The sequence below is a fragment of the Aminobacter sp. 01T433 genome, from assembly GCF_056398585.1.
In genome coordinates this window covers 245,484-269,592 of the sequence record NZ_JBFTPR010000004.1, presented here as the reverse complement: position 1 = coordinate 269,592, position 24,109 = coordinate 245,484, and the positions used below count along the sequence as shown (strand labels likewise).

23 protein-coding genes are annotated in these 24,109 nt (G+C 61.5%); 1 reads left to right on the top strand and 22 read right to left on the bottom strand.

Going from position 1 to position 24,109, the window contains the following annotated elements:
- Positions 1-113: 113 nt before the first annotated feature.
- Positions 114-854: a lipoyl(octanoyl) transferase LipB gene (gene lipB, locus AC1DLV_RS08775; protein ID WP_476799164.1), complete on the top strand. Its 741-nt coding sequence runs from the start codon at positions 114-116 to the stop codon at positions 852-854.
- 464 nt (positions 855-1,318) lie between these two features.
- On the opposite strand, the gene AC1DLV_RS08770 is transcribed toward lipB, so the two are convergent.
- The 22 genes from AC1DLV_RS08770 to AC1DLV_RS08665 all read right to left on the bottom strand — a co-directional run bounded on the left by AC1DLV_RS08770 (position 1,319) and on the right by AC1DLV_RS08665 (position 23,902).
- The gene (locus AC1DLV_RS08770) at positions 1,319-2,005 is read right to left on the bottom strand and encodes an ABC transporter ATP-binding protein (RefSeq protein WP_476788325.1); all 687 of its coding nucleotides are present in this window, start codon (positions 2,003-2,005) and stop codon (positions 1,319-1,321) included.
- Positions 2,006-3,292: a lipoprotein-releasing ABC transporter permease subunit gene (locus tag AC1DLV_RS08765; RefSeq protein WP_476799163.1), complete on the bottom strand. Its 1,287-nt coding sequence runs from the start codon at positions 3,290-3,292 to the stop codon at positions 2,006-2,008.
- Positions 3,289-4,617: a proline--tRNA ligase gene (gene proS / locus AC1DLV_RS08760; protein ID WP_476799162.1), complete on the bottom strand. Its 1,329-nt coding sequence runs from the start codon at positions 4,615-4,617 to the stop codon at positions 3,289-3,291. The genes AC1DLV_RS08765 and proS overlap by 4 nt, the downstream gene beginning before the upstream one ends.
- A gap of 463 nt (positions 4,618-5,080) precedes the next feature.
- On the bottom strand, positions 5,081-5,350 hold the full coding sequence (locus AC1DLV_RS08755) for a DUF1467 family protein (RefSeq protein WP_476799161.1): 270 nt from the start codon (positions 5,348-5,350) through the stop codon (positions 5,081-5,083).
- On the bottom strand, positions 5,347-5,751 hold the full coding sequence (mce, locus tag AC1DLV_RS08750; protein ID WP_476799160.1) for a methylmalonyl-CoA epimerase: 405 nt from the start codon (positions 5,749-5,751) through the stop codon (positions 5,347-5,349). Before mce ends, AC1DLV_RS08755 begins: the two co-directional genes overlap by 4 nt.
- 14 nt (positions 5,752-5,765) lie before the next feature.
- Positions 5,766-7,436: a ribonuclease J gene (locus tag AC1DLV_RS08745; RefSeq protein WP_476799159.1), complete on the bottom strand. Its 1,671-nt coding sequence runs from the start codon at positions 7,434-7,436 to the stop codon at positions 5,766-5,768.
- A gap of 22 nt (positions 7,437-7,458) precedes the next feature.
- Positions 7,459-8,286, bottom strand: a complete 828-nt coding sequence (locus AC1DLV_RS08740) for a biotin--[acetyl-CoA-carboxylase] ligase (protein ID WP_476836151.1) — start codon at positions 8,284-8,286, stop codon at positions 7,459-7,461.
- Positions 8,287-8,290: 4 nt separating this feature from the next.
- Positions 8,291-9,727 (bottom strand): NADH-quinone oxidoreductase subunit NuoN, encoded by a 1,437-nt coding sequence (gene nuoN / locus AC1DLV_RS08735; RefSeq protein WP_476799157.1) that lies wholly within the window; start codon positions 9,725-9,727, stop codon positions 8,291-8,293.
- 17 nt (positions 9,728-9,744) lie between these two features.
- The gene (locus AC1DLV_RS08730; protein WP_476799156.1) at positions 9,745-11,250 is read right to left on the bottom strand and encodes an NADH-quinone oxidoreductase subunit M; all 1,506 of its coding nucleotides are present in this window, start codon (positions 11,248-11,250) and stop codon (positions 9,745-9,747) included.
- Positions 11,250-13,238, bottom strand: coding sequence for an NADH-quinone oxidoreductase subunit L (nuoL, locus tag AC1DLV_RS08725; RefSeq protein ID WP_476799155.1), 1,989 nt, complete (start codon positions 13,236-13,238; stop codon positions 11,250-11,252). Before nuoL ends, AC1DLV_RS08730 begins: the two co-directional genes overlap by 1 nt.
- Before the next feature lie 10 nt (positions 13,239-13,248).
- Positions 13,249-13,557 (bottom strand): NADH-quinone oxidoreductase subunit NuoK, encoded by a 309-nt coding sequence (gene nuoK / locus AC1DLV_RS08720; protein WP_269929749.1) that lies wholly within the window; start codon positions 13,555-13,557, stop codon positions 13,249-13,251.
- A 2-nt stretch (positions 13,558-13,559) separates the two neighbouring features.
- Positions 13,560-14,180: an NADH-quinone oxidoreductase subunit J gene (locus AC1DLV_RS08715; RefSeq protein WP_476799154.1), complete on the bottom strand. Its 621-nt coding sequence runs from the start codon at positions 14,178-14,180 to the stop codon at positions 13,560-13,562.
- Between the two features lie 128 nt (positions 14,181-14,308).
- Entirely contained in the window at positions 14,309-14,800 is a 492-nt protein-coding gene (gene nuoI / locus AC1DLV_RS08710) for an NADH-quinone oxidoreductase subunit NuoI (protein ID WP_055970601.1), read from the bottom strand.
- Positions 14,800-15,843 (bottom strand): NADH-quinone oxidoreductase subunit NuoH, encoded by a 1,044-nt coding sequence (gene nuoH / locus AC1DLV_RS08705; RefSeq protein ID WP_476786561.1) that lies wholly within the window; start codon positions 15,841-15,843, stop codon positions 14,800-14,802. Before nuoH ends, nuoI begins: the two co-directional genes overlap by 1 nt.
- Before the next feature lie 8 nt (positions 15,844-15,851).
- Positions 15,852-17,933 (bottom strand): NADH-quinone oxidoreductase subunit NuoG, encoded by a 2,082-nt coding sequence (gene nuoG, locus AC1DLV_RS08700; protein WP_476799153.1) that lies wholly within the window; start codon positions 17,931-17,933, stop codon positions 15,852-15,854.
- A gap of 78 nt (positions 17,934-18,011) precedes the next feature.
- Positions 18,012-18,701 carry an NADH-ubiquinone dehydrogenase gene (locus AC1DLV_RS08695; RefSeq protein ID WP_476799152.1) on the bottom strand — a complete coding sequence of 230 codons (690 nt, stop codon included), beginning with the start codon at positions 18,699-18,701 and terminating at the stop codon, positions 18,012-18,014.
- An 85-nt stretch (positions 18,702-18,786) separates the two neighbouring features.
- Positions 18,787-20,094, bottom strand: a complete 1,308-nt coding sequence (gene nuoF, locus AC1DLV_RS08690; protein WP_476799151.1) for an NADH-quinone oxidoreductase subunit NuoF — start codon at positions 20,092-20,094, stop codon at positions 18,787-18,789.
- Positions 20,095-20,105: 11 nt separating this feature from the next.
- Positions 20,106-21,152, bottom strand: coding sequence for an NADH-quinone oxidoreductase subunit NuoE (gene nuoE / locus AC1DLV_RS08685; RefSeq protein ID WP_476799150.1), 1,047 nt, complete (start codon positions 21,150-21,152; stop codon positions 20,106-20,108).
- Entirely contained in the window at positions 21,153-22,343 is a 1,191-nt protein-coding gene (locus tag AC1DLV_RS08680) for an NADH-quinone oxidoreductase subunit D (protein WP_476788332.1), read from the bottom strand.
- A gap of 9 nt (positions 22,344-22,352) precedes the next feature.
- The gene (locus AC1DLV_RS08675) at positions 22,353-22,958 is read right to left on the bottom strand and encodes an NADH-quinone oxidoreductase subunit C (protein ID WP_476799149.1); all 606 of its coding nucleotides are present in this window, start codon (positions 22,956-22,958) and stop codon (positions 22,353-22,355) included.
- Positions 22,959-22,964: 6 nt separating this feature from the next.
- A complete protein-coding gene (locus AC1DLV_RS08670; protein ID WP_476799148.1) occupies positions 22,965-23,546 on the bottom strand; it encodes a NuoB/complex I 20 kDa subunit family protein in 582 nt (193 codons plus the stop codon).
- A complete protein-coding gene (locus tag AC1DLV_RS08665; protein ID WP_476799147.1) occupies positions 23,537-23,902 on the bottom strand; it encodes an NADH-quinone oxidoreductase subunit A in 366 nt (121 codons plus the stop codon). Before AC1DLV_RS08665 ends, AC1DLV_RS08670 begins: the two co-directional genes overlap by 10 nt.
- Positions 23,903-24,109 lie beyond the last annotated feature (207 nt).

Below are 24,109 nucleotides of genomic sequence, written 5' to 3'. Positions count from 1 at the left end.
GCATGCCCCAGGGGAACTATGGGCTCTGCATAGCAATAGCCGGCTTTCAAAGCCCAGGGACTGGACCTTTCTGCGCCGAGCCGCCATATCAGGTCGACGAACGGACCCCCAAAATGACCGACCGCAGCCAGATAGCCACGTCGTTTCTCGCCATTCCGGGCTCAGCACCCGTCGAATGGCGAATCGAACCCGGCCTCACTCCCTATGATCAGGCACTCGCCTTCATGGAATCACGCGCCGATGCGATTCGTCAGGGCACCGCCGGTGAAATGGTCTGGCTGGTCGAGCACCCGCCGATCTACACAGCCGGCACCAGCGCCCATGAGCAGGATCTGGTCGAGCCCGACCGTTTCCCGGTGTTCAAGACCGGCCGTGGCGGCGAATACACCTATCACGGCCCTGGCCAGCGGGTGGCCTATGTCATGCTCGACCTCAAGCGGCGCCGCGAGGACGTCCGCGCCTTCGTCGCCGCACTCGAAGCCTGGATCATCTCGGCGCTTGCGGCCTTCAACGTGAAGGGCGAGCGCCGCGAGGACCGCGTCGGTGTCTGGGTGGTCCGTCCCGACCGCCCAGCCCTACCGGACGGCTCGGCGGCGGAAGACAAGATCGCAGCCATCGGCATCCGCCTCCGCCGTTGGGTGAGCTTCCACGGCATCGCCATCAATGTCGAACCGGAGCTCGGCCATTTCTCCGGCATCGTGCCTTGTGGTGTCACCGACCACGGCGTAACCAGCCTGGTCGATCTAGGCCTGCCGGTAACGATGAGCGACCTCGACGTGGCACTCAAAGCCGCCTTTGAAGAGATTTTCGGGCCTGCCGGCGCAGTCCCTGAGTCGATCCGGCAAACAGCCTGAGGTCACGGCTATTGGCTGCGGCCCATGGCACCCAATCCATTCCGGCATCGGGATAGACCCGGTGCCTCATTGTTCATTGGTTGAGAATTCCATCAAAAAAGGAAGGTCCCCAACAAGCGCTCAAATCAGAGTGCGCCGATCCACATCGCCATGGTGACGAGGAAGGTGCTCATGCAGACCATCGAAATGACATCCTGTACCAGCTCGGTCATCTGTTGCTCCTGTTTTTAATATGTTCTCATTTTGTTCTATTTCTGTTCAGATGTCAACGCACGCCATTGCATTCGGGCGCAGGCGCCCGCCGCAAGCGAATCGACAGTAAATGAAGCGTTTATGCGAGCGCAGTCAGGCCCCAGCGCGTTAACAAACGCACTTCAGCGGTGGTTGCGATCGATTGAACCTGGAACACCGGTTTGCCTGGCCGCGATGCCAGGCAGGCGTGGTGGCGCCCTGTCGCGCCGCCGCTAGCGCAGCGCGACGATCTTGCCTTCGGAGAGCGTGACGCGGCGGTCCATGCGCGATGCAAGCTCGTGGTTATGCGTGGCGATCAGTGCTGCCAGGCCCGACTGGCGGACAAGTGCCGACAGCGCATCAAAGACATAACCCGCCGTCACCGGATCCAGATTGCCGGTCGGCTCATCGGCCAAAAGGACGAGCGGAGCATTGGCCACCGCGCGCGCGATCGCCACTCGCTGCTGTTCGCCGCCGGAAAGTTCCGAGGGGCGATGCAGGGCGCGCTTGCCGATCTTCATATAGTCGAGCAGCTGTTCTGCCCGCTCGCTCGCTTGGGCCGGGCTCAGGCCCTTCACCAGCTGCGGCATCATCACATTCTCCAGCGCGGAGAATTCAGGCAGCAAGTGATGGAACTGATAGACGAACCCGACGTCGTTGCGGCGGATCGCGGTGCGCTCGTCGTCCGACAGGCGCCCGCATGCGCGGCCGTTCAAGAAGACATCGCCGGCGTCAGGGCGCTCGAGCAGGCCAGCCGTATGCAGCAGCGTCGACTTGCCAGCGCCGGATGGCGCCACCAGCGCCACCATCTCGCCAGGCTTCAGCGAAAAATTGGCGTTGTTGAGGATCGTCAGCTTGCGCGAGCCCTGCTCATAATGGCGTTCAACGCCCTTGAGCTCGATAACGTGCTCGATGCCCATTTATTCGTACCTCAGCGCGTCGACCGGATCGAGCGTTGCCGCCCGCCATGCCGGAAACAGGGTCGCGAGGAACGACAGTACAAGCGCCATCAGCACCACCGAGACAGTTTCGCTGACATTCATCTTGGCCGGCAGCTGGGACAGGAAATAGAGCTCCGGATTGAACAGAACGGTGCCGGACAGCCAGGAGAAGAACTGCCTGATGCGTTCGACATTGAGGCAGATCACGACACCGAGCAGCACACCCGCAATGGTGCCGGTCATGCCGATGGCAGCACCGGTCATCAGGAAGATGCGCATCACCGCACCACGCGTCGCGCCCATCGTACGCAAGATGGCGATATCGTGGCTCTTGTCCTTCACCAGCATGATCAGGCCCGAAATGATGTTGAGGGCCGCGACCAGCACGATCAGCGTCAGGATCATGAACATGACATTGCGCTCGACCTGCAGTGCAGAGAAGAAGGTCTGGTTGCGTTGTCGCCAGTCGGTCAGGAAGATCGGCCGTTGTGCCGCCTCCTCGACCTTGGTCCTCAGCGCGTCGACATCGTCGGGATTGTCGACATAGATCTCGATCGACCCGACCTTGCCTTCGGAATTGAAATAGAGCTGAGCCTCGTTGAGCGGCATGAAGAGGATCGACGTATCGTATTCGGACATGCCGACTTCGAAGATGCCAACGATCGGATAGGCCTTGACGCGCGGCGTCGTGCCCATCGGCGTCACGTCGCCGTCGGGCGAGACAAGCCGGATGGAATCGCCCAGCACCAGGCCCATATTCTCGGCCATGCGCTTACCGATGACCACGCCCTCGCCGTTGTCGAAACCGACGATGGAGCCCTGCTTGATGTTGTTGGCGACCAGCGTCACCTTGCCGAGGTCACTGCCTCTGATACCACGCACCAAGGCGCCGGCACCCGCACCGACATTGCCTTGGGCCAGCACCTGGCCTTCGACCAGGGGGATTGCGTATTTGACGCCGGAAACGCCATTGATACGGTCGGCCACCGCCGCGTAATCCTCAAGCGGCGTGTCGATCGGCGTCGCGATCAGATGGCCGTTGACGCCGAGAATGCGGGTCAGAAGCTCGGCGCGAAAGCCGTTCATCACCGCCATCACCACGATCAGCGTGGCAACACCCAGCATGATGCCGAGGAAAGAAATCGAAGCGATGACGGAAATCACCGTCTCCTTGCGCTTCGAACGCAGGTAGCGCCATGCCACCATGCGCTCGAACACCGAAAAAGGCCCTGCGCCCGCCGGTTTCGCCGCCACCACTTGGTTCATGCCTTGACGCCCAGTTTGGCCAGTGCCTGCGCCACCGGCATCGTCTCGCGCTCGCCGGTCTTGCGGTTCTTGATCTCGACCTCGCCGGCTGCCGCGCCACGCGGGCCAACGATCACCTGCCATGGCAGGCCAATCAGGTCGGCGGTAGCGAATTTGCCGCCGGCGCGCTGGTCAGTGTCGTCATAGAGCACGTCCTTGCCCGCCGCTTCGAACGTCTTGTAGAACTCGTCGCAGATGCGGTCGCATTCGCTGTCGCCGACCTTCATGTTGATCAGGCCGATGTCGAAGGGTGCCACGGCCTCCGGCCAGATGATGCCGTTCTCGTCATGGCTTGCCTCGATGATCGCAGCGATCAGGCGGCTCGGCCCGATGCCATAAGAGCCCATCGACACGAAATGCTCCTTGCCGTCGGGGCCCATGACCTTGGCGCCCATCGGCTTTGAATATTTCTCGCCGAAATGGAAGATATGGCCAACCTCGATGCCGCGCGCCGAAACCTTGTCAGTTTCGGGCACCGCGGCCCAGGCAGCTTCGTCGTGCATTTCTTCGGTCGCCGCGTAAGGCGTCGTCCATTGCTTGACGATGCCGTCGATCTCGCCGTCATTGGCGAAGTCGGTCGCAGCGCCAGGCACCGGCAGGCCAAGATAATCGCGGTGGCAGAACACCTGGCTTTCGCCGGTTTCGGCCAGGATGATGAATTCGTGGCTGAGGTCGCCGCCGATCGGGCCGGTGTCGGCGCGCATCGGGATCGCCTGCAGGCCCATCCGCGTGAAGGTGCGGAGATAAGAGACGAACATCCTGTTGTAGGCGGCCTTGGCGCCGTCGAAGTCGAGGTCGAAGGAATAGGCATCCTTCATCAGGAATTCGCGGGAACGCATGACGCCGAAGCGTGGGCGCACCTCGTCGCGGAATTTCCACTGGATGTGGTAGAGGTTGAGCGGCAGATCCTTGTACGACTTGACGTAGGACCGGAAGATTTCCGTGACCATTTCTTCGTTGGTCGGGCCAAACAGCATGTCGCGCTCGTGGCGATCCTTGATGCGCAGCATTTCCTTGCCGTAGTCGTCGTAGCGACCGCTTTCGCGCCACAAATCTGCCGATTGGATGGTCGGCATCAGGATTTCGAGCGCACCGGCCCGGTCCTGCTCTTCGCGCACGATCCGGCAGATCTTGTCGAGCACCCGCTTGCCCAGTGGCAGCCACGAGAAACTGCCGGCGCCCTGCTGTCGGATCATGCCAGCACGCAGCATCAGCCGGTGGGAAATGATGTCCGCCTCGCGGGGATTTTCTTTCAGAATGGGCAGGAAATAGCGCGACAGACGCATCGAGTGTTCCATGAAAACGATGATGCCGGAATCGGCACGAGAAAGAGGCTTGCTTGAACGCGCTTCATAGCCATTTCAAGGCCGAATGGAAACCCGCGCAGTCCGTTTCGACGCAGCGTCACAATACCCTGACTGGTTGATGGGCAGCATATGCACGTCAATTGTGCATTGCAGCACAGGATTGCCCGCTCAGAAGCAAAATTCCGCGTGACATTCCATTTCCGGTTAGTCTAATGTGCCTCGATAACCGAGAGGGTGGAGAATAAATCCGCTCTCCTACGCGGTCAAAGTCTTGGGAGGATGCGATCTAGGCGCGATAACTCGCTGCCGCCGGTTACCGGAAAGCAGGTCGGACGCGTTTAATTGCAAGGCCTTGTGCCTTGCATTTTTTTTGGCCAAACAACAGCTTGCCACACGCGCCTAAGAAACGACCTTAGCCGCGTTCCCTAAGCTCTGGAATGCGTCATTTGATCTCGGGGATGAACTGCGGAAAATCGTCGAAACTGTAGCCCAACCCTTTGGTTACGGCATAAAACGCGCCAATCAAGAGAGCTGTTACCAGGGTCGTCCATAGCATGGCGCGTAGCATATGCGGCCCACGTGGCGCGCTCGCCTCGGTCCCTGGCACTACATCATGAGCTTCGTCCTGCGTCTTGACGCCGAAAGGCAGGATGGCGAACAAAGTCAGCCACCAGAAGACGAAATACATCGCGGCGAGCGAAATCCAGGTCATGCCTGCTCCAATTCGACCAGTGTTCCCTGGAAATCCTTGGGGTGGAGAAACAGCACAGGCTTGCCATGCGCCCCGATCTTCGGGCTGCCGTCGCCGAGCACGCGCGCGCCCGACGCCTTGAGGTGGTCGCGCGCCGCCAGGATGTCGTCGACCTCATAGCAGACATGATGCATGCCGCCCGACGGGCTCTTTGCCAAGAACGCCGCAATCGGCGAGCCCTCGCCGAGTGGCTCGAGCAGTTCGATCTTGGTGTTGCCGACATCGATGAAGACGACAGTCACGCCGTGCTCGGGCAGTGCCTGCGGCTCGGTCACCTTGGCGCCGAGCGTGTCGCGATAGACAGCGCTCGCAGCCGCCAGGTCCGGCACGGCAATGGCGACGTGATTGAGACGTCCGAGCATATCAGGTCCTGCCCTCAGCGGGTGACGAACACCGTCACCAGCGGTTTCTTGCCCCAGGCTTCGTTGGCCGCCCCGCGCACTGCGCGACGTACGGCCTCCTGAACCAGGTCGAGGTCTTTTCGGCGCGCACGGGGTATGGAGTCCACGGCGCCTATTGCCGCATCGAGCATCAATTCCTCGAGCGCCTCGCCGCCAGCATCTGCTTCGGCGACGCCGATCGCCACCAGATCCGGATCGCCCGACAATTCATACTTGTCGTCGAGCACTACATTAACGGCAACATGGCCGGCAAAAGACAGCTTGCGCCGGTCGCGGATGCCCATCGCCTCGTCGGAGCCGATCAGCTTGCCGTCCTTGTAGACGCGCCCGAACGGCACCTGGTCGATGATCTCTGCGGCACCCGGCCAGAGCCTAAGCATGTCACCGTCGCGTATCTGCGCCACTTCGGGAATGCCCGACATCGACATCAAGGAGCCTTGGCCGACAAGATGGGCAGCTTCGCCATGCACCGGCACGCCGATGCGCGGACGAACCCATTCATACATGCGCTTGAGTTCGCTGCGGCGCGGGTGGCCAGAGACGTGGACCAACGCATCGCCGTCCTCGATGATCTTGATGCCCTGGTCGATGAGCTGGTTCTTGATCTCGAGGATCGCCTTCTCATTGCCGGGAATCGTTCGCGATGAGAAAACGACGGTGTCGCCAGGCGACAGTGCCACCGACTTCATCTCGTCGCGCGCCAGCTTGGCCAGTGCCGCACGCGGCTCGCCCTGGCTGCCGGTGCAGATCACGACAAGGTTTTCGCGCGGAATGTAGCCATAGTCGTCTTCGGAGACGAATTCCGGCAGCCCGTCCATGTAGCCGAGCTCGGTCGACACGTCGATGACGCGCTTGAGCGAACGGCCCATGACCAGCACCTGGCGGCCGGCGTCGCGCGCGGCTTCCGCGATGGAACGGATACGGCCGACATTGGACGAGAAGGTGGTGACGGCAACGCGGCCCTTGGCTTCTTCGATGACCTTGCGCAGGCCCTGGCCGACCTGCTGTTCGGACGGCGAGTCGCCCTCGCGCAACGCGTTGGTGGAATCGCAGATCAGCGCCAGAACGCCCTTGTCGCCATAGGCGCGGAAACGCGCCTCATCGATCATGGGCCCGATTTCGGGGGCCGGGTCGATCTTCCAGTCGCCGGTGTGGATCACGGTACCGGCAGGGGTGGTGATCGCCAGCGAAACCGGCTCGGGGATCGAGTGGCTGACCGCAATCGCCTCGATCTCGAACGGCCCGACTGTGAATCTTTCGCCAGCACGATAGATGGTCACCGGAATTTTCGGTGCGCCCTGTTCCGACTGGCGCTTTGCTTCGAGCAACCCGGCCGCGAACGGCGTCATCCAGACCGGTGCCTTCAGCTTCGGCCAGGTGTCGTGCAGCGCGCCGTAGTGATCCTCGTGCGCATGCGTGATGATGATGCCGCGGAGGTTCTTCAGCTCTTCTTCGATGAAGCGGGTGTCGGGCAGCACAAGGTCGACGCCGGGAAGGGTCGCATCTGGGAAGGTCACGCCAACGTCGATGATGATCCACTCGCGCGCATTCGCCGGGCCGAAGCCATAGAGAGCGAAGTTCATGCCGATCTCGCCGACGCCGCCTAGCGGCACGAATACGAGCTCAGCGTTTTCCGCTTTCGCCATCCTAGAAATCCTTTCAGGCCTGTCAGGCCGCGCCGGCCGAAGCGACCGCGCCGAAATGTACATCGCCAGCGGCGATCTTTACCGTTTCACCTTTAGCGTCACGGATCACGAAGCGGCAATCCTCGTCGATGGTCTCGAAGACGCCGCGCACCACATTTCCCTCGATCCGCACAGCGACTTCGCTGCCAAGACCGGCAGCGCGCGCAAGCCAGCGCTTGCGGATACCGGCCAATCCCCGGCCTTCGGCCCAGATGCGTTCGTTTTCGCTCCAGGCATCGGAGAGCGCCAGGAACAAAGTCTCTGCATCAACCCCGGCACCAAGGCTGGCAAGCGAGGTCGCAGGATATGGCACGTCGGTCGGATGAGCCACGACATTGACGCCGATGCCGATCGCTATCGCCAACCTCCCTTGCCCGAGCAAGGTCGATTCAAGCAGGATGCCGGCAAGCTTTGCGCCGGATGCCAAAACATCGTTCGGCCATTTCAGCTCGAAGCGCTTGACGCCCTGCCCGCTGCCGCCGTCCACGCCGACCGAAAACCGGGCGTTGGGCGCCACCGCATCGAGTGCATCGGCAAGTGCGAGGCCTGCAACAAAACCAAGCGTCGCTGCATATTGCAGATCGTGGTCGAGAACCTTGAGCAAGGTGGCGGCGAGATTGCCTTCGGGCGTCGCCCAGACGCGGCCACGCCGACCCCGCCCGCTTTCCTGCTTCTTGGAAACGACCCAGAGCTTGCCCGGGTCGCCTGCCAGAGCCCGCTCCAGCGCCAGTGCATTTGTCGACCCTACCGCGTCGTGGGCTTCCAGGCGAAAGCCGTCAGCACTTGCGGTCGGTGCGAGTTGGAACCCCATACCGTCAGAAGAATGTCTTGGCAGCAGCTTCCGCCATCTGCCCGACCGGACCGCCAATCAGCACGTAGAAAAGCACGAACGCGCCGGACAGGCCGAGCACGAGGCGAAGCTCGCCCGCCATCGGCTGGAAACCGCCGACCGGCTCATCGAACCACATGATCTTGATGATGCGCAGGTAATAGTAGGCGCCCACAACCGAGGCCAGCATGCCGATCACCGCCAGCGCGTAGAGCTTTGCGTCGATCGCCGCGAGGAACACGTACCACTTCCCCCAGAAGCCCGCGAGCGGCGGGATGCCGGCCAGCGAGAACATCAGGATGGTCAGGATCGTCGCCATCATCGGATTGGTCGAGGACAGGCCGGCGAGATCGCTGATCTGTTCGACATTGCCGTCCTTGCGGCGCATGGCGAGGATGAAGGCGAAGGTGCCGAGCGTCATCACCAGATAGATCAGCATGTAGATGACCACGCCGCGCACGCCAGCCTCGCTGTTGGCGGCGAGGCCAACCAGCGCATAGCCCATGTGACCGATCGACGAATAGGCCATCAGACGCTTGATGTTTTTCTGGCCGATCGCCGCAAACGACCCCAGCAGCATCGAGGCGATGGAGATGAAGACGATGATCTGCTGCCAGTCGCTGCCGATCGGCTCGAACGCCCCCATGGTGACACGCACGATCAATGCCATCGCCGCCATCTTGGGGGCAGCAGCGAAGAACGCCGTCACCGGCGTCGGTGCACCTTCGTAGACGTCGGGTGTCCACATGTGGAACGGCACCGCCGAAATCTTGAAGCACAGGCCGGCAAGCACGAACACCAGGCCAAAGACCAGACCGAGCTGACGTTCGCCATCGCCAAGAGCTGCGGCAATCGCCTCGAACGAAGTGTGGCCGGTGTAGCCGTAAACGAGGCTGATACCGTAAAGCAGCATGCCTGACGACAGGGCGCCGAGAACGAAATACTTCAGACCAGCTTCGGTCGAACGCACGTTGTCGCGGTTGATCGCAGCGATGACGTAGAGCGCAAGCGACTGCAACTCTAGCCCGAGATAGAGCGCCAGCATGTCGTTGGCCGAGATCATCAGCAGCATGCCGAGCGTCGCCAGCAGGACCAGCACGGGAAACTCGAACTTGTCGAATTTCTCGGCCTTGGCGAAACCGACCGACATGATCAACGTCACCACCGCACCGAGCAGCGTCAGAACTTTCATGAACCGGGCGAACGGATCGGAGATGAAGGCCGTGCCGTAGCCCGCCCCGTCATGCCCGAACACCAGCATCCAGGCGCCGGCTGCAATGAGCAGCGCGACGGCAAGGCCGGTCACGGTCGAGTTGGCGCGCTCGCCGGAAAACACACCCACCATCAATAGCGCCAGCGCGCCGACGGCGATGATCAGCTCCGGCATGGAGAGCGAGAGGCTCGAAAGGAGTTCGGGCGTCATGGTTCGCAAAACCCCTGTCAGTTCGCCGCCGCGGTCTGCGCGGCGTCGATCGATACGGTTACGTTGTTGATCAGCGCCTTGACCGAAGCGGTCGTGACGTCGAACACCGGCGTCGGATAGACACCGTAGAAGATGACCAGGATGATCAGCGGGTAGAGCACTGCCTTCTCGCGGCCCGACAGGTCGAACAGACCCTTCAGGCTTTCCTTGGTCAGCGCGCCGAACACCACGCGGCGGTAGAGCCACAGTGCGTAGGCAGCCGACAGGATCACGCCGGTGGCCGCGATCAACGCTACCCAGGTGTTGACCTGGAAGATGCCGAACAGCGTCAGGAACTCACCGATGAAACCGCTAGTGCCGGGAAGACCGACATTGGCCATGGTGAAGATCAGGAAGGCGACGGCGTATTTCGGCATGTTGTTGACCAAGCCGCCATAGGCCGAGATCTCACGGGTATGCATGCGGTCGTAAACGACACCGACGCAGAGAAACAGCGCGCCCGAAATCAAGCCGTGGCTGAGCATCTGGAAGATCGCCCCCTGCACGCCCGTCTCGTTCATCGCGAAGATGCCCATGGTCACGTAGCCCATATGGGCAACCGACGAATAAGCGATCAGCTTCTTCATATCCTCCTGCATCAGCGCCACCAGCGAGGTGTAGACGATGGCGATGACCGAAAGAGCGAAGACCATCGGCGCGAAGAACTCGGACGCCAGCGGGAACATCGGCAGCGAAAAGCGCAGGAAGCCGTAACCACCCATCTTCAGCAGGATGCCGGCCAGGATGACCGAGCCTGCCGTCGGCGCTTCGACGTGCGCGTCGGGCAGCCAGGTGTGGACCGGCCACATCGGCATCTTCACCGCAAACGATGCGAAGAAGGCGAGCCACAGCCAAGTCTGCATGTTGGCCGGGAAGTCGTGCGCCAGAAGCGTCGGGATATCGGTCGTGCCGGCCTGCCAGAACATCGCCATGACAGCGAGCAGCATCAGCACCGAACCGAGCAGCGTGAACAGGAAGAACTTGAAGCTGGCATAGACGCGGCGCTTGCCGCCCCAAACGCCGATGATGATGAACATCGGGATCAGCACGGCTTCAAAGAAGACGTAGAACAGCACGATGTCCAGGGCGACGAACACGCCGATCATCAGCGTTTCCAGAATCAGGAACGCGATCATGTATTCCTTGACGCGCTTTTCCACCGACTCCCAGCTTGCCAGGATGCAAAGCGGCATCAGGAAGGTCGTCAGGATGACGAACAGCATCGAAATGCCGTCCACGCCCAGATGGTAGGAAATGCCGGAGTCGAGCCAGGCGGCCTTCTCGACGAACTGGAAGCCAGCTTCCGTGTTGTCGAAATAGATCCAGATCAGCAGCGACACCGCGAAGGTGAACACCGTGGTCAGCAAGGCTACGTTGCGGATATTGCGGCGCGCAGCGTCACCATCGTCCCTGATCAGAAGGATCAGGAACGCGCCGACCAGCGGCAGGAAGGTGACTAGCGACAGAATGGGAACGCCAGACATCAGAAGGAGCTCCCGAGCATCATCCAGGTAACGAGGGCCGCCACGCCGATCAGCATAGCGAAAGCGTAGTGGTAGAGGTAACCGGTCTGCAGCTTGACGACACGGTTGGTCACGTCGACGACGCGGGCAGAGATGCCGTCGGCGCCAAAGCCGTCGATCACCTTGCCATCGCCGGTCTTCCACAGGAAGCGGCCGAGCCACTTGGCCGGGCGGACGAACAAGAAGTCGTAAAGCTCATCGAAGTACCACTTGTTGAGCAGGAAGGCGTAGAGCCCGCGATGGCGCTCGGCCAGTACCTTCGGCATCTCCGGCGAGCGGATGTAGAAAAGGTAGGCCATGGCGAAACCGCCGATCATTGCCGCGAACGGCGCGAGCTTCACCCACATCGGCACGCTATGGAAATCGTGCAGGATGTGATTGGTGTCGAGCGTGAACAGTGCGCCCTTCCAGAACTCCGCATAGGCTTCGCCAATGAAGTAGTCGTGGAACATGACGCCCGCAAACAGCGCGCCGACAGCCAGGATGAACAGCGGCACCAGCATCACCGGCGGCGATTCATGCACATGGTGCATGACGTCGGCTGTCGCGCGAGGCTTGCCGTGGAAGGTCATGAAAATCAGACGCCACGAATAGAAGCTGGTGAAGCAGGCGGCGATGACGAGCATCGCGAAGGCAAAACCTGCGACCGCATTGTGGCCGACGAACGCGCCTTCGATGATGGCATCCTTGGAGAAGAAGCCGGCCGTGCCGATGATCGTCGCCGGGATACCAACGCCAGTCAGCGCCAGCGTGCCGATGACCATCATCCAGTAGGTGGTCGGGATCAGCTTCCTGAGGCCGCCCATCTTGCGCATGTCCTGCTCGTCGGAAACGGCATGGATGACCGAACCCGAACCCAGGAACAGCAGCGCCTTGAAGAAAGCGTGCGTGAACAGATGGAAGATCGCCGCCGAGTAGAAGCCCAAGCCAAGTGCCACGAACATGTAGCCGAGCTGCGAGCAGGTCGAATAGGCGATGACGCGCTTGATGTCGTTCTGGACCAGGCCGACGGTTGCCGCAAAGAAGGCGGTGAACGCACCGATGAAGGTCACGACCGTCAGGGCCGAGTGCGACAGCTCGAACACCGGCGACAGGCGCGCCAGCATGAACACGCCGGCGGTAACCATCGTTGCGGCATGGATCAGGGCCGACACAGGCGTCGGGCCCTCCATGGCGTCCGGCAGCCAGGTGTGCAGCGGCACCTGCGCCGACTTGCCCATCGCGCCCATGAACAGCAGCAGGCACACGACCGTCAGCGCGCTGTGCTTGTCGAGCGCATAGCCGAGGAACGTCAATACGGTTTCACCATGCTCGGCAGCGCCTTCAGCCGGCAGATAGGTCGCAGCACTTGCAAAGATCGTGCTCAATTCGACCGAACCGAACAATACGAACAGGCCGAAGATGCCAAGCAGGAAGCCGAAGTCGCCGACGCGGTTGACCACGAAGGCCTTGATGGCGGCGGCATTGGCCGACGGCTTTTTGTACCAGAAACCGATCAGCAGGTAGGACGCGAGGCCCACCCCTTCCCAGCCGAAGAACATCTGGACGAGGTTGTCCGACGTCACCAGCATCAGCATGGCGAAGGTGAACAGCGACAGATAAGCGAAGAAGCGCGGCCGATGCGGGTCGTGATGCATGTAGCCGATCGAGTAGATGTGAACGAGCGCCGACACCGTGTTGACCACGACCAGCATGACCACCGTCAGCGTGTCGATGCGCAGTGCCCAGTCGGCCTGCACGGGCCCAACATCGAGGAAGCGCAGCACCGGCACGGTGAAGGCTTGCACATCGCCAAAGCCCACCTTGATGAAGGCGACCCAGGACAGGACGGCCGACACGACCAGCAGGCCGGAAGTGATGTATTCGGATGCCTTCGCTCCGATCGAACGGCCAAACAGGCCGGCGATCAGGAAACCGAGAAGCGGAAGGAAGACGATTAGCTGATACATTTTTGTCCCGTCAGCCCTTCATCATGTTCACGTCTTCGACCGCGATGGAGCCGCGGTTACGGAAGAATACGACCAGAATGGCAAGCCCGATTGCCGCTTCGGCGGCGGCGACCGTCAGCACGAACAGCGCAAACACCTGGCCGACGAGATCGCCGAGCTGGGCCGAAAACGCCACGAAATTGATATTGACCGCAAGCAGGATCAGTTCGATCGACATCAAGATGACGATGACGTTCTTGCGGTTCAGGAAGATGCCGAACACGCCAAGCGTGAACATGACCGCCGATAGCGTGAGATAATGCGCGATGCCGACAACCATGGTCAGATTCCCTTGCCCGTCTCGACCTTCTTGACCTCGATCGCAGTAGCCGGCGTGCGGGCGACCTGGGCCGAGATGTTCTGGCGCTTGACGTTTGGCTTATGGCGCAGCGTCAAGACGATCGCGCCAATCATGGCGACCAGAAGCACGAGGCCAGCGATCTGGAAGAAGTAGATGTAGTTTGTGTAGAGGATGTCGCCGAGCGCTGCCGTGTTGTGGCGCGTGGCGATATCAGGCGTGGGCTGGGCCACTGCTGATCCGAGCTTCGGCGCGAAGGCATAGCCGCCTGTGACCACGATCAACTCGGCGGCCAGGATCAGGCCGACGAATGCTCCGATCGGCGCATATTGAAGAGCGCCCGACTTGAATTCGGCAAAGTCGACGTCGAGCATCATGACGACGAACAAAAACAGCACCGCCACCGCGCCGACATAAACGACGAGCAGGATCATCGCCAGGAACTCGGCACCGGTCAAAAGGAACAGACCCGCCGCGTTGAAGAACGTCAGGATCAGGTAGAGCACCGAGTGAACCGGGTTGCGCGCCGAAATGACCATGAAGGCCGACGCCACCGCGATGAAGGCGAAGAGGTAGAAAAATACCGCTTCAAGTCCGTTGAGCATGGGTTCCCCCGGTTTTCCTTTCGGGCAGTACGCCTTTGCGCCCTGCCCTGTTCACGTCCTTGCTCCGCCTCCGGTGCAGGTCGCGCGTTCCTTAGACGAGCCGGCTTGGCCCGTCCATTGTTCAAGCCTCAGCGATAAGGCGAATCCATCGCGATGTTGCGCGCGATCTCGCGCTCCCACCGGTCGCCATTCGCAAGCAGCTTGTCCTTGTCGTAGTAAAGCTCCTCGCGCGTTTCCGTCGCGAATTCGAAGTTCGGCCCCTCGACGATGGCGTCGACCGGGCAGGCTTCCTGGCAAAAGCCGCAATAGATGCACTTCACCATGTCGATGTCGTAGCGCACCGTGCGGCGGGTGCCGTCATTGCGGCGCGGGCCGGCCTCGATGGTGATGGCCTGCGCCGGGCAGATCGCTTCGCACAGCTTGCAGGCAATGCAGCGCTCTTCGCCATTGGGATAACGGCGCAAAGCATGCTCGCCACGGAAGCGCGGGCTGACCGGACCCTTTTCATGCGGATAGTTCAGCGTCGCCTTGGGCGCGAAAAACTGGCGCATGGAAAGGAAGAAGGCGCCGACGAAGTCCTGCAAAAGCAGTGATTTGGCGGCTTGGGCTAGCGCGGACATTATGCCATTCCCGTAAGCTTGAGGAAGGCGGCGGTAATGACGACCATCGCCAGCGAAATCGGCAGGAACACCTTCCAGCCCAGACGCATCAGCTGATCATAGCGGTAACGCGGCACGAAGGACTTCACCATGGCGAACATGAAGAACACCATGCAGACCTTGAGCACGAACCAGATCACGCCAGGCACCCAAGTAAAGGGCGCGAAGTCGAAGGGCGGCAGCCATCCGCCGAGGAACAGGATCGTCGTGAGCGCGCACATCAAAACGATCGCGACATACTCGCCGAGGAAGAACAGCAAGAACGGCGTCGACGAATATTCGATCATGTGACCGGCGACGAGTTCCGACTCGGCTTCGACCAGGTCGAAGGGTGGCCGGTTCGTCTCGGCCAGCGCCGAGATGAAGAAGATTACGAACATCGGGAACAGCGCGAGCCAGTTCCAGTCGAGGAACGTGTTGGGCAGTCCGAGCCGCGTGCCGATGCCATCGCCCTGCGACAACACGATGTCGGTCAGGTTGAGCGAGCCGGCGGTGAGCAGCACGCAGACGATGACGAAGCCGATCGAGACTTCATAAGACACCATCTGAGCCGCCGAACGCAGCGCGCCGAGGAACGGATATTTCGAGTTCGACGCCCAGCCGCCCATGATCACGCCATAGACCTCAAGCGAGGAGATGGCGAAGACATAGAGGATGCCTACATTGATGTTGGCGATCGCCCAGCCTTCGCTGACCGGGATCACCGCCCATGCCGAGATCGCAAGCACCGCCGAAACCACAGGAGCGAGCAGGAACACGCCCTTGTTGGAACCGGACGGAATAATCGGTTCCTTGAAGACGAACTTCAAAAGATCGGCGAATGCCTGCAGCAGGCCCCAGGGGCCGACGACGTTCGGACCGCGGCGCAGCTGTACGGCAGCCCAGATCTTGCGATCGGCATAAAGGATGTAGGCGACGAAAATCAGCAGAACGACGATCAGAACGACCGACTTCAGCAGAATAATCAGCGCCGGCAGGACGTAGAAGGAGAAAAAGGTATCCATGACAGCCTTTACTCCGCCGCCTGCTTGAAGCCATTTTTGGCCAGTGCCGAACACTCGGCCATCACCGCCGACGCACGTGCGATCGGATTGGTGAGATAGAAGTCCTTCACGACAGAGGTGAAGGCGCCCTTGTTCAGCCGGCCACCAAGCTTGGCAACCTTGGCAATGTCGTCACTGTTGCCGGCATCGATCTCGTCGATACGGGCGAGATGCGGATGCTCCTGATAAAGCTTGGCACGCAGCTGCGACAGGGAATCGAAGGGCAGCTTGTGGCCGAGCATGTCGGACAGCGCCCTGAGGATCGCCCAGTCCTCCTTGGCATCGCCAGGCGCGAAGCCGGCGCGGCCAGTCTGCTGCACACGACCTTCAGTGTTCACATAAGTGCCCGACTTCTCGGTGTAGGCGGCAGCCGGCAAAATGACGTCAGCGCGATGTGCGCCGGTATCGCCATGCGTGCCGATATAGACAACGAATGCGCCGTCGGCCTTGCTCAGGTCGAGCTCGTCGGCACCGAGCAGGAACAGCACGTCGGTCTCGCCGAGCATGCCGGCAACGTTCTTGCCCCCCTCGCCCGGCACGAAGCCGACGTCGAGACCGCCAACGCGGGCGGCTGCGGTGTGCAGCACGGCAAAGCCGTTCCAGTCGGCACGGCTGGCATTGACCGCAGTCGCAAGCTTGGCAGCCTGACCGAGCACCGCGGCACCATCGGCACGCGCGATCGCACCCTGGCCGACGATGATCAGCGGATGGGTCGCCTTCTTGAGAACCGAGAAGAACTTGCCATTGCCTTCGGCCAGATCCTTGAGCGTATCCGGGCCCGAACCTAGCTGTTCGTATTCGTAGCGCGTATCGCCGATCTCGCCGATGACGGCGACCGGCACATTGGCGGCGCGCCAATGCTTGCGGATGCGGGCGTTAAGCACCGAAGCCTCGAAGCGCGGATTGGCGCCGATGATGAGGATGGCGTCGGCCTGCTCGATGCCTTCGATGGTCGGGTTGAAGATGTAGCTTGCGCGGCCGAGCGAGGGATCGAGCGCTGCACCATCCTGGCGGCAGTCGATATTGTTCGAGCCAAGCGAGGAGATCAGCTGCTTGAGCGCGTACATTTCTTCTGCCGTGGCAAGATCGCCGGCAATGGCGCCGATACGATCAGCCGAGGTCTTGGCGACAGCTTCCTTGATGGCAGCGAAGGCTTCTGGCCAAGTCGTCACTGCCAGCTTGCCGTCCTTGCGGACGTAAGGCCGGTCGAGGCGCTGGGTGCGCAGCCCGTCCCAGATGAAACGGGTCTTGTCGGATATCCACTCCTCGTTCACCTGCTCGTTGATGCGCGGCATAATGCGCATCACTTCGCGGCCACGCGTGTCGACGCGGATGGCCGAACCGACCGCGTCCATCACGTCGATGGATTCGGTCTTGGTCAGCTCCCACGGACGCGCCTGGAAGGCATAGGGCTTCGAGGTCAAGGCACCAACCGGGCACAGGTCGATGACATTGCCCTGCAACTCGGAGGTCATTGCCTGTTCGAGATAGGTGGTGATCTCGGCGTCTTCGCCGCGGCCGATCAGGCCGAGCTCGGAAATACCGGCCACTTCAGTGGTAAAGCGAACGCAGCGCGTGCAGTGGATGCAGCGCGTCATGATCGTCTTGACCAGCGGGCCGATATTCTTGTCTTCGACCGCGCGCTTGTTTTCATTGTAGCGCGAACCGTCGAGGCCGAAGGCCATCGCCTGGTCCTGCAGGTCGCATTCGCCGCCCTGATCGCAGATCGGGCAGTCGAGCGGGTGGTTGATGAGCAAGAACTCCATCACGCCTTCGCGGGCCTTCTTGACCATCGGCGTGTTGGTGAAAATCTCAGGCGTTTCGCCGTTCGGGCCGGGGCGCAGATCACGCACGCCCATGGCGCAGGATGCCGCCGGCTTGGGCGGTCCGCCCTTCACCTCGACAAGGCACATGCGGCAATTGCCGGCGATCGACAGCCGCTCATGGAAGCAGAAGCGCGGCACTTCCGCGCCAGCCTCTTCCGCAGCCTGCAGCAGCGTATAGTGGTCGGGTACCGAAATCTCTTTCCCGTCGACCTTAAGCTTTGCCATAGCGCCTCAAATCCCGCGGATGATCCGCATTCCGTCCTGCAAGGGGCGCGGCCTGCGCTGCGCCCCGAAATCCACAATTCACCCGGCGGTCTTGCCGCCAGCCAGCGTTGCCGCCTGCCCGATCCAGTCGTCGCGACCGATCCGACCCTTGAAGCCGAGATAGTCGTCGGCCCAGGCCACTTCTTGTCCCGTCCAGCCAGCGATCTGGCCGTAGGTCCAGATGCCCAAACCGTTCAGCACCTGCTCCAGTTTCGGGCCGATGCCGGCGATCGCCTTCAGATCGTCAGGCGCTTCCGGCCGTTCGATAGACGCCGGCTGCCTGAAATCCTCTGGCAGAAGCCCCACCGGCGCTTCAGCCACAACCGCAACCTCGGCAACGACCGGCTCAGCCGCTCGCGTCGCCTCGACCTTCTCCAGCTTGCGCGCCAAGGTCTTCACCTCGGCAATCAGCGAGGCCGTGCTGGCCTCAGCCCTTTTCGCTGCCGCCTGCCTAGCCTGCGTCGCACCGCTGAAATCGCCAAAATCCGGCGAAAACAGCCGCTGCGCAGCCTCAGACACGCCAGTCACGGCCCCGATCCAGACGCCCATGGCGTGACTGGCAAGGCCGACACTCAGTGCGGAAGCAGCAGCGATTCCGGCGGCGGGATGAACCATCAGATTTGCCGTACCGGCAAACTCCTTGGGCAGCATCGCCACGAAGTCCCTGTTCATCTGCTCCAAACGTTCCATCTCAGGCACTGCACTTTCGGGAATGGGAAATGTCGACATTGGTGTCTCCTTGTCGCCTTCGCCGTTCGCCTCTGCCTCGTCGTTTCCTGTTTCGGACCTTTGGCCCGCACTTTCTGACTAATTCTTACTCTGCCGCCACCAGCACGGGCTCCGCGCGATGAGAATTGCGCGAGAACTCGTCGATGCGCCGCTCGATCTCCGGGCGGAAGTTGCGGATCAGGCCCTGGATCGGCCATGCTGCCGCATCGCCCAGCGCACAGATCGTATGGCCTTCCACTTGCTTGGTGACGTCGAGCAGCATGTCGATCTCGCGCTTGTGCGCTTCGCCACGCACCAAGCGTTCCATGACGCGCCACATCCAGCCGGTGCCTTCGCGGCACGGCGTGCACTGGCCGCAGCTCTCGTGCTTGAAGAAGTAGGAAAGCCGCGCAATCGCCTTCACGATATCGGTCGACTTGTCCATGACGATCACGGCAGCCGTGCCAAAGGACGACTTGCGTTCGCGCAGGCCGTCGAAATCCATAGGGCAGTCGATGATGTCCTCGGCCTTGACCAACGGGCACGATGCACCACCAGGGATAACCGCCAGCAGATTGTCCCAGCCGCCACGAATACCGCCGCCATGCTTTTCGACCAGCTCGCGGAAGGTGATGCCCATGGCCTCTTCGACCGTGCAGGGCGTGTTCACGTGACCGACAAGCATGAACAACTTGGTGCCGACATTGTTGGGACGGCCGATGCCCGAGAACCAGGCAGCGCCACGGCGCAGGATGGTCGGCGCAACAGCGATCGACTCGACGTTGTTCACAGTCGTTGGGCAGCCATAGAGGCCGACATTGGCCGGGAACGGCGGCTTGAGACGCGGCTGGCCCTTCTTGCCTTCGAGGCTTTCGAGCAGCGCGGTTTCTTCGCCGCAGATGTAAGCACCAGCGCCGTGATGGACGTAGATGTCGAAATCGTAGCCGTTCTTGTTGTTCTTGCCGATCAGCTTGGCGTCATAGGCCTCGTCGATGGCGCGCTGCAGCGCTTCGCGCTCGCGGATGAACTCGCCACGCACATAGATGTACGCGGCAACGGCACCCATGGCGAAACCGGCGAGCAAGCAGCCCTCGACCAGCGTATGCGGGTCATGGCGCAGGATATCCCGGTCCTTGCAGGTGCCTGGCTCGGATTCGTCGGCATTGATGACGAGATAGGACGGACGGCCATCGGCGTTCTGCTTGGGCATGAACGACCATTTGAGACCAGTCGGGAAGCCGGCGCCGCCACGGCCGCGCAGCCCCGATGCCTTCATCTCGTTGATGATCCACTCGCGGCCCTTTTCGATCAGGCCGGCGGTGCCATCCCAATGTCCACGCGACATCGCTCCGGCCAGCGACTGATCGAAGCGGCCGTAGATGTTGGTGAAAATGCGGTCCTTGTCTTCAAGCATGTTCTTGCTCCTCAGACCGGCTTCTTGCCGAAGACGCGGATGTATTCAGCCTCACCGCCCTTGGCGAGCGCCTTGGCCTGCTTGACCCAGTCGTCACGTTCGATGCGACCATGAAAGCTAAGATAGCCGTCGACCCACTCGCGCTCCGCCTTCCTCCACGACGCCACCTGGGCGAAGGTAAAGATGCCGAGTTCGTGCAAGGTGCCTTCGATCTTCGGACCAACGCCCGAGATCAGCTTGAGGTCGTCGACAGCAGCCGGCTTGGCGATGCCAGCCGGACGGTTCTTGTCGTCGAGCGACGGCTTTGCGGGCGCCGCCTCGGCCTTGGCAGGCACGGCAGCAACAGCGGCGGGCTGTGGCGCTTCGGCCTTCACCTGCTCGGCGCCAGCTTTCGCAGCCTTGGAAGCGGCCTTGGCATCCCTGTCGCGGGTGGATTTGAGCACACCCTTCTCGTCCGTGAGCGAGGTGAACCCGGTCAACGGCGCGGAGAACACGCGGCCGGTCTGCGGGCCCGTCTTGACCTGCTCGCCCTTGCCCGCTTCGAACTGGTCGATGATCTCGCCCAGCCGTTCCGGCGTCAGGTCCTCGTAGGTGTCCTTGAAGATCATGACCATCGGCGCGTTGACGCAAGCGCCAAGGCACTCGACCTCTTCCCACGACAGCGTTCCCGCCTCGTTGGTGTGGAACTGATCGTGATGGATCTTGGAGCGGCATACATCCATCAGCTCTTCCGAGCCGCGCAGCATGCAGGGCGTGGTCCCGCACACTTGAATGTGCGCGCGCGTGCCGACCGGCTTGAGCTGGAACTGGGTGTAGAACGTCGCCACTTCCAGAGCGCGGATATAGGGCATCGCGAGCATGTCGGCGACATGCTCGATGGCGGCCTTCGTCACCCAGCCGTCCTGCTCTTGCGCAAGCATCAGCAACGGGATGACGGCCGACTGTTCGCGGCCCTTGGGGTACTTGTTGATCCAGGTCTTGGCCTGCGCGGTCATCGCCTTGTTGAAGGCGAATGACGCTGGCTGGACGCTGGCTTCTGCGAGACGGCGGACTGACATTTAGCGGTCGACCTCACCAAACACGATGTCGAGGGAGCCGAGAACGGCTGAGATATCCGCCAGCATGTGGCCGCGGCACAGGAAATCCATCGCCTGGAGATGGGCGAAACCTGGTGCGCGCAGCTTGCAGCGGTATGGTTTGTTGGTGCCGTCGGAGACGAGGAAGACGCCGAATTCGCCCTTGGGCGCTTCGACGGCCGCATAAACCTCGCCTGCCGGCACGCGGTAGCCTTCGGTGTAGAGCTTGAAGTGATGGATCAGCGATTCCATCGAGCGCTTCATCGCCTGGCGCTTCGGCGGAACCACCTTGCCGTCCATGTTCGAGACAGGACCGACGCTTTCCTTGCCGAGAAGCAGATCGACGCACTGACGCATGATCTTCGCCGACTGGCGCATCTCTTCCATGCGGATCAGGTAGCGGTCGTAGCAGTCGCCGTTCTTGCCGATCGGAATGTCGAATTCCATCTCGGAGTAGCACTCATAGGGCTGGCTCTTGCGCAGGTCCCAGGCAGCGCCCGAACCACGCACCATGACGCCCGAAAAACCCCAGGCCCAGGCGTCGTCGAGCGAGACCACGCCGATATCGACGTTGCGCTGCTTGAAGATGCGGTTCGGCGTGAGCAGATCGTCGAGGTTTTTCACCGTCTGCAGGAACGGATCGATCCACTTGCCGATGTCTTCGACCAACTTCTGCGGCAGGTCCTGGTGGACACCGCCCGGCCGGAAATAGGCAGCGTGCATGCGCGCGCCGCAAGCACGCTCATAAAACACCATCAGCTTTTCGCGCTCTTCAAAGCCCCACAGCGGCGGGGTCAGTGCGCCAACGTCCATCGCCTGCGTCGTGACGTTGAGCAGGTGCGACAGGATGCGGCCGATCTCGGAATAGAGCACGCGGATGATCTGGCCGCGCTTGGGCACATCGATGCCGAGCAGGCGCTCGATAGCCAGCGAAAACGCATGTTCCTGGTTCATCGGCGCGACATAGTCGAGCCGATCGAAATAGGGGATCGCCTGCAGATAGGTCTTCTGCTCGATCAGCTTTTCGGTGCCGCGATGCAAAAGGCCGATATGCGGATCAACGCGATCGACGACTTCGCCATCGAGCTCGAGCACCAGGCGCAGAACGCCGTGCGCCGCCGGATGCTGCGGGCCGAAGTTGATGTTGAAATTGCGGACGGAGGTTTCAGCCATTTCGGCGCCTCAATTCGTCTTGGCTTTTTCGTCGCCCGGCAGCACGTAGTCGGTGCCTTCCCAGGGAGACAAAAAGTCAAAATTGCGGAATTCCTGCTTGAGCTCGACCGGCTCGTAGACGACGCGCTTCTGCTCGTCGTCGTAGCGAACCTCGACGAAGCCGGTGAGCGGGAAGTCCTTGCGCAGCGGATGGCCTTCGAAGCCGTAGTCCGTCAGCAAGCGACGCAGGTCCGGATGGCCGGAGAACAGGATGCCGTACATGTCGTAGGCCTCGCGCTCGAACCAGTCGGCGCCCGGATAGACCGACGTCACCGACGGAACCGGCGTATCCTCGTCCGTGCTGACCTTGACGCGGATGCGCAGGTTCTGGTGCGGCGACAGCAGATGGTAGACGACGTCGAAACGCTTGCGGCGCTGCGGATAGTCGACACCGGCCGCGTCGATGAAAGACACGAACTGGCACTGCACGTCGCTGCGCAAGAACGTCAGCACGCTAACAATATCGGCAGCCTTCACCGTCAGCGTCAATTCGCCATAGGCGACAGCGCTTTCTTCAAGGTCCGCATCGAGCTTTTCGGCAATGTAGGCGGCGAGGTCGTTTAGGGCTTCACTCATTTGGGCTCACCGCTCTATCGTGCCGGTGCGGCGGATCTTCTTCTGCAGCATCAGGATGCCATAGAGCAGCGCTTCGGCGGTCGGAGGACAGCCGGGAACGTAGATATCGACAGGCACGACGCGATCGCAGCCGCGCACCACCGAATAGGAATAGTGATAGTAGCCGCCGCCATTGGCGCACGAGCCCATCGAAATGACGTAGCGCGGCTCAGGCATCTGGTCGTAGACCTTGCGCAGGGCCGGTGCCATCTTGTTGGTCAGCGTGCCAGCGACGATCATCACGTCCGACTGCCGCGGTGAAGCGCGCGGCGCGATGCCGAAACGCTCGGCGTCATAGCGCGGCATCGAGATGTGCATCATCTCGACGGCGCAGCAGGCCAGACCGAAGGTCATCCACATCAGCGAGCCGGTGCGCGCCCAGGTGATCAGCGCTTCGGACGAGGTGACGAGGAAACCCTTGTCGGAAAGCTCGCTGTTCAGATCGCCAAAGAAGGCGTCGTCAGAACCGATGAGCTTGCCGGTGTTCGGATCGATGATGCCTTTCGGCCTCGGTGCGATCAGGGTGCCGGAGGCGTCGTTCAATCCCATTCCAGCGCTCCCTTTTTCCACTCATAGATGAAGCCGATGGTCAGCACGCCCAGGAAGATCATCATCGACCAGAAACCGAGCATGCCGATCTCGCCGAAGGACACCGCCCACGGAAACAGGAAGGCGACCTCGAGGTCGAAGATGATGAACAGGATGGAGACCAGATAGAAGCGGATGTCGAACTTCATGCGGGCATCGTCAAACGAGTTGAAGCCGCACTCGTAGGCAGAAAGCTTCTCCGGATCCGGATTGCGATAGGCGACAAGAAAGGGCGCTGCGATAAGCGCGATGCCGACTAGAAGCGCCACACCGATAAAAATGACGATGGGCAGATACGAACTCAGGAGAGCGTTCATGCTGCGAATTCCGTTGGTGGCCTATCCACCCAGATTTACAGCACGAGGTCCGTTTCCGGAAGCGCGACAGATTCTCGCCGAGCCGGACGAAACGGTCGTGCTGCAATGCGGCGACGGTTAGCGCAGGCGGTCGGGCGAAGCAAGTCCAACCTTGTCCAAAACGAGGCAAACCCCACCGCTGGACCAAAATCCTGCGTGCGTGGCTCC

What these genes read in the sequence shown, in the direction of transcription:
- lipB (WP_476799164.1), top strand. Translation starts at nt 114, where the DNA reads ATGACCGACCGCAGCCAGATAGCCACGTCGTTTCTCGCCATTCCGGGC.
- AC1DLV_RS08770 (WP_476788325.1), bottom strand. Translation starts at nt 2,005, where the DNA reads ATGGGCATCGAGCACGTTATCGAGCTCAAGGGCGTTGAACGCCATTAT.
- AC1DLV_RS08765 (WP_476799163.1), bottom strand. Translation starts at nt 3,292, where the DNA reads ATGAACCAAGTGGTGGCGGCGAAACCGGCGGGCGCAGGGCCTTTTTCG.
- proS (WP_476799162.1), bottom strand. Translation starts at nt 4,617, where the DNA reads ATGCGTCTGTCGCGCTATTTCCTGCCCATTCTGAAAGAAAATCCCCGC.
- AC1DLV_RS08755 (WP_476799161.1), bottom strand. Translation starts at nt 5,350, where the DNA reads ATGACCTGGATTTCGCTCGCCGCGATGTATTTCGTCTTCTGGTGGCTG.
- mce (WP_476799160.1), bottom strand. Translation starts at nt 5,751, where the DNA reads ATGCTCGGACGTCTCAATCACGTCGCCATTGCCGTGCCGGACCTGGCG.
- AC1DLV_RS08745 (WP_476799159.1), bottom strand. Translation starts at nt 7,436, where the DNA reads ATGGCGAAAGCGGAAAACGCTGAGCTCGTATTCGTGCCGCTAGGCGGC.
- AC1DLV_RS08740 (WP_476836151.1), bottom strand. Translation starts at nt 8,286, where the DNA reads ATGGGGTTCCAACTCGCACCGACCGCAAGTGCTGACGGCTTTCGCCTG.
- nuoN (WP_476799157.1), bottom strand. Translation starts at nt 9,727, where the DNA reads ATGACGCCCGAACTCCTTTCGAGCCTCTCGCTCTCCATGCCGGAGCTG.
- AC1DLV_RS08730 (WP_476799156.1), bottom strand. Translation starts at nt 11,250, where the DNA reads ATGTCTGGCGTTCCCATTCTGTCGCTAGTCACCTTCCTGCCGCTGGTC.
- nuoL (WP_476799155.1), bottom strand. Translation starts at nt 13,238, where the DNA reads ATGTATCAGCTAATCGTCTTCCTTCCGCTTCTCGGTTTCCTGATCGCC.
- nuoK (WP_269929749.1), bottom strand. Translation starts at nt 13,557, where the DNA reads ATGGTTGTCGGCATCGCGCATTATCTCACGCTATCGGCGGTCATGTTC.
- AC1DLV_RS08715 (WP_476799154.1), bottom strand. Translation starts at nt 14,180, where the DNA reads ATGCTCAACGGACTTGAAGCGGTATTTTTCTACCTCTTCGCCTTCATC.
- nuoI (WP_055970601.1), bottom strand. Translation starts at nt 14,800, where the DNA reads ATGTCCGCGCTAGCCCAAGCCGCCAAATCACTGCTTTTGCAGGACTTC.
- nuoH (WP_476786561.1), bottom strand. Translation starts at nt 15,843, where the DNA reads ATGGATACCTTTTTCTCCTTCTACGTCCTGCCGGCGCTGATTATTCTG.
- nuoG (WP_476799153.1), bottom strand. Translation starts at nt 17,933, where the DNA reads ATGGCAAAGCTTAAGGTCGACGGGAAAGAGATTTCGGTACCCGACCAC.
- AC1DLV_RS08695 (WP_476799152.1), bottom strand. Translation starts at nt 18,701, where the DNA reads ATGTCGACATTTCCCATTCCCGAAAGTGCAGTGCCTGAGATGGAACGT.
- nuoF (WP_476799151.1), bottom strand. Translation starts at nt 20,094, where the DNA reads ATGCTTGAAGACAAGGACCGCATTTTCACCAACATCTACGGCCGCTTC.
- nuoE (WP_476799150.1), bottom strand. Translation starts at nt 21,152, where the DNA reads ATGTCAGTCCGCCGTCTCGCAGAAGCCAGCGTCCAGCCAGCGTCATTC.
- AC1DLV_RS08680 (WP_476788332.1), bottom strand. Translation starts at nt 22,343, where the DNA reads ATGGCTGAAACCTCCGTCCGCAATTTCAACATCAACTTCGGCCCGCAG.
- AC1DLV_RS08675 (WP_476799149.1), bottom strand. Translation starts at nt 22,958, where the DNA reads ATGAGTGAAGCCCTAAACGACCTCGCCGCCTACATTGCCGAAAAGCTC.
- AC1DLV_RS08670 (WP_476799148.1), bottom strand. Translation starts at nt 23,546, where the DNA reads ATGGGATTGAACGACGCCTCCGGCACCCTGATCGCACCGAGGCCGAAA.
- AC1DLV_RS08665 (WP_476799147.1), bottom strand. Translation starts at nt 23,902, where the DNA reads ATGAACGCTCTCCTGAGTTCGTATCTGCCCATCGTCATTTTTATCGGT.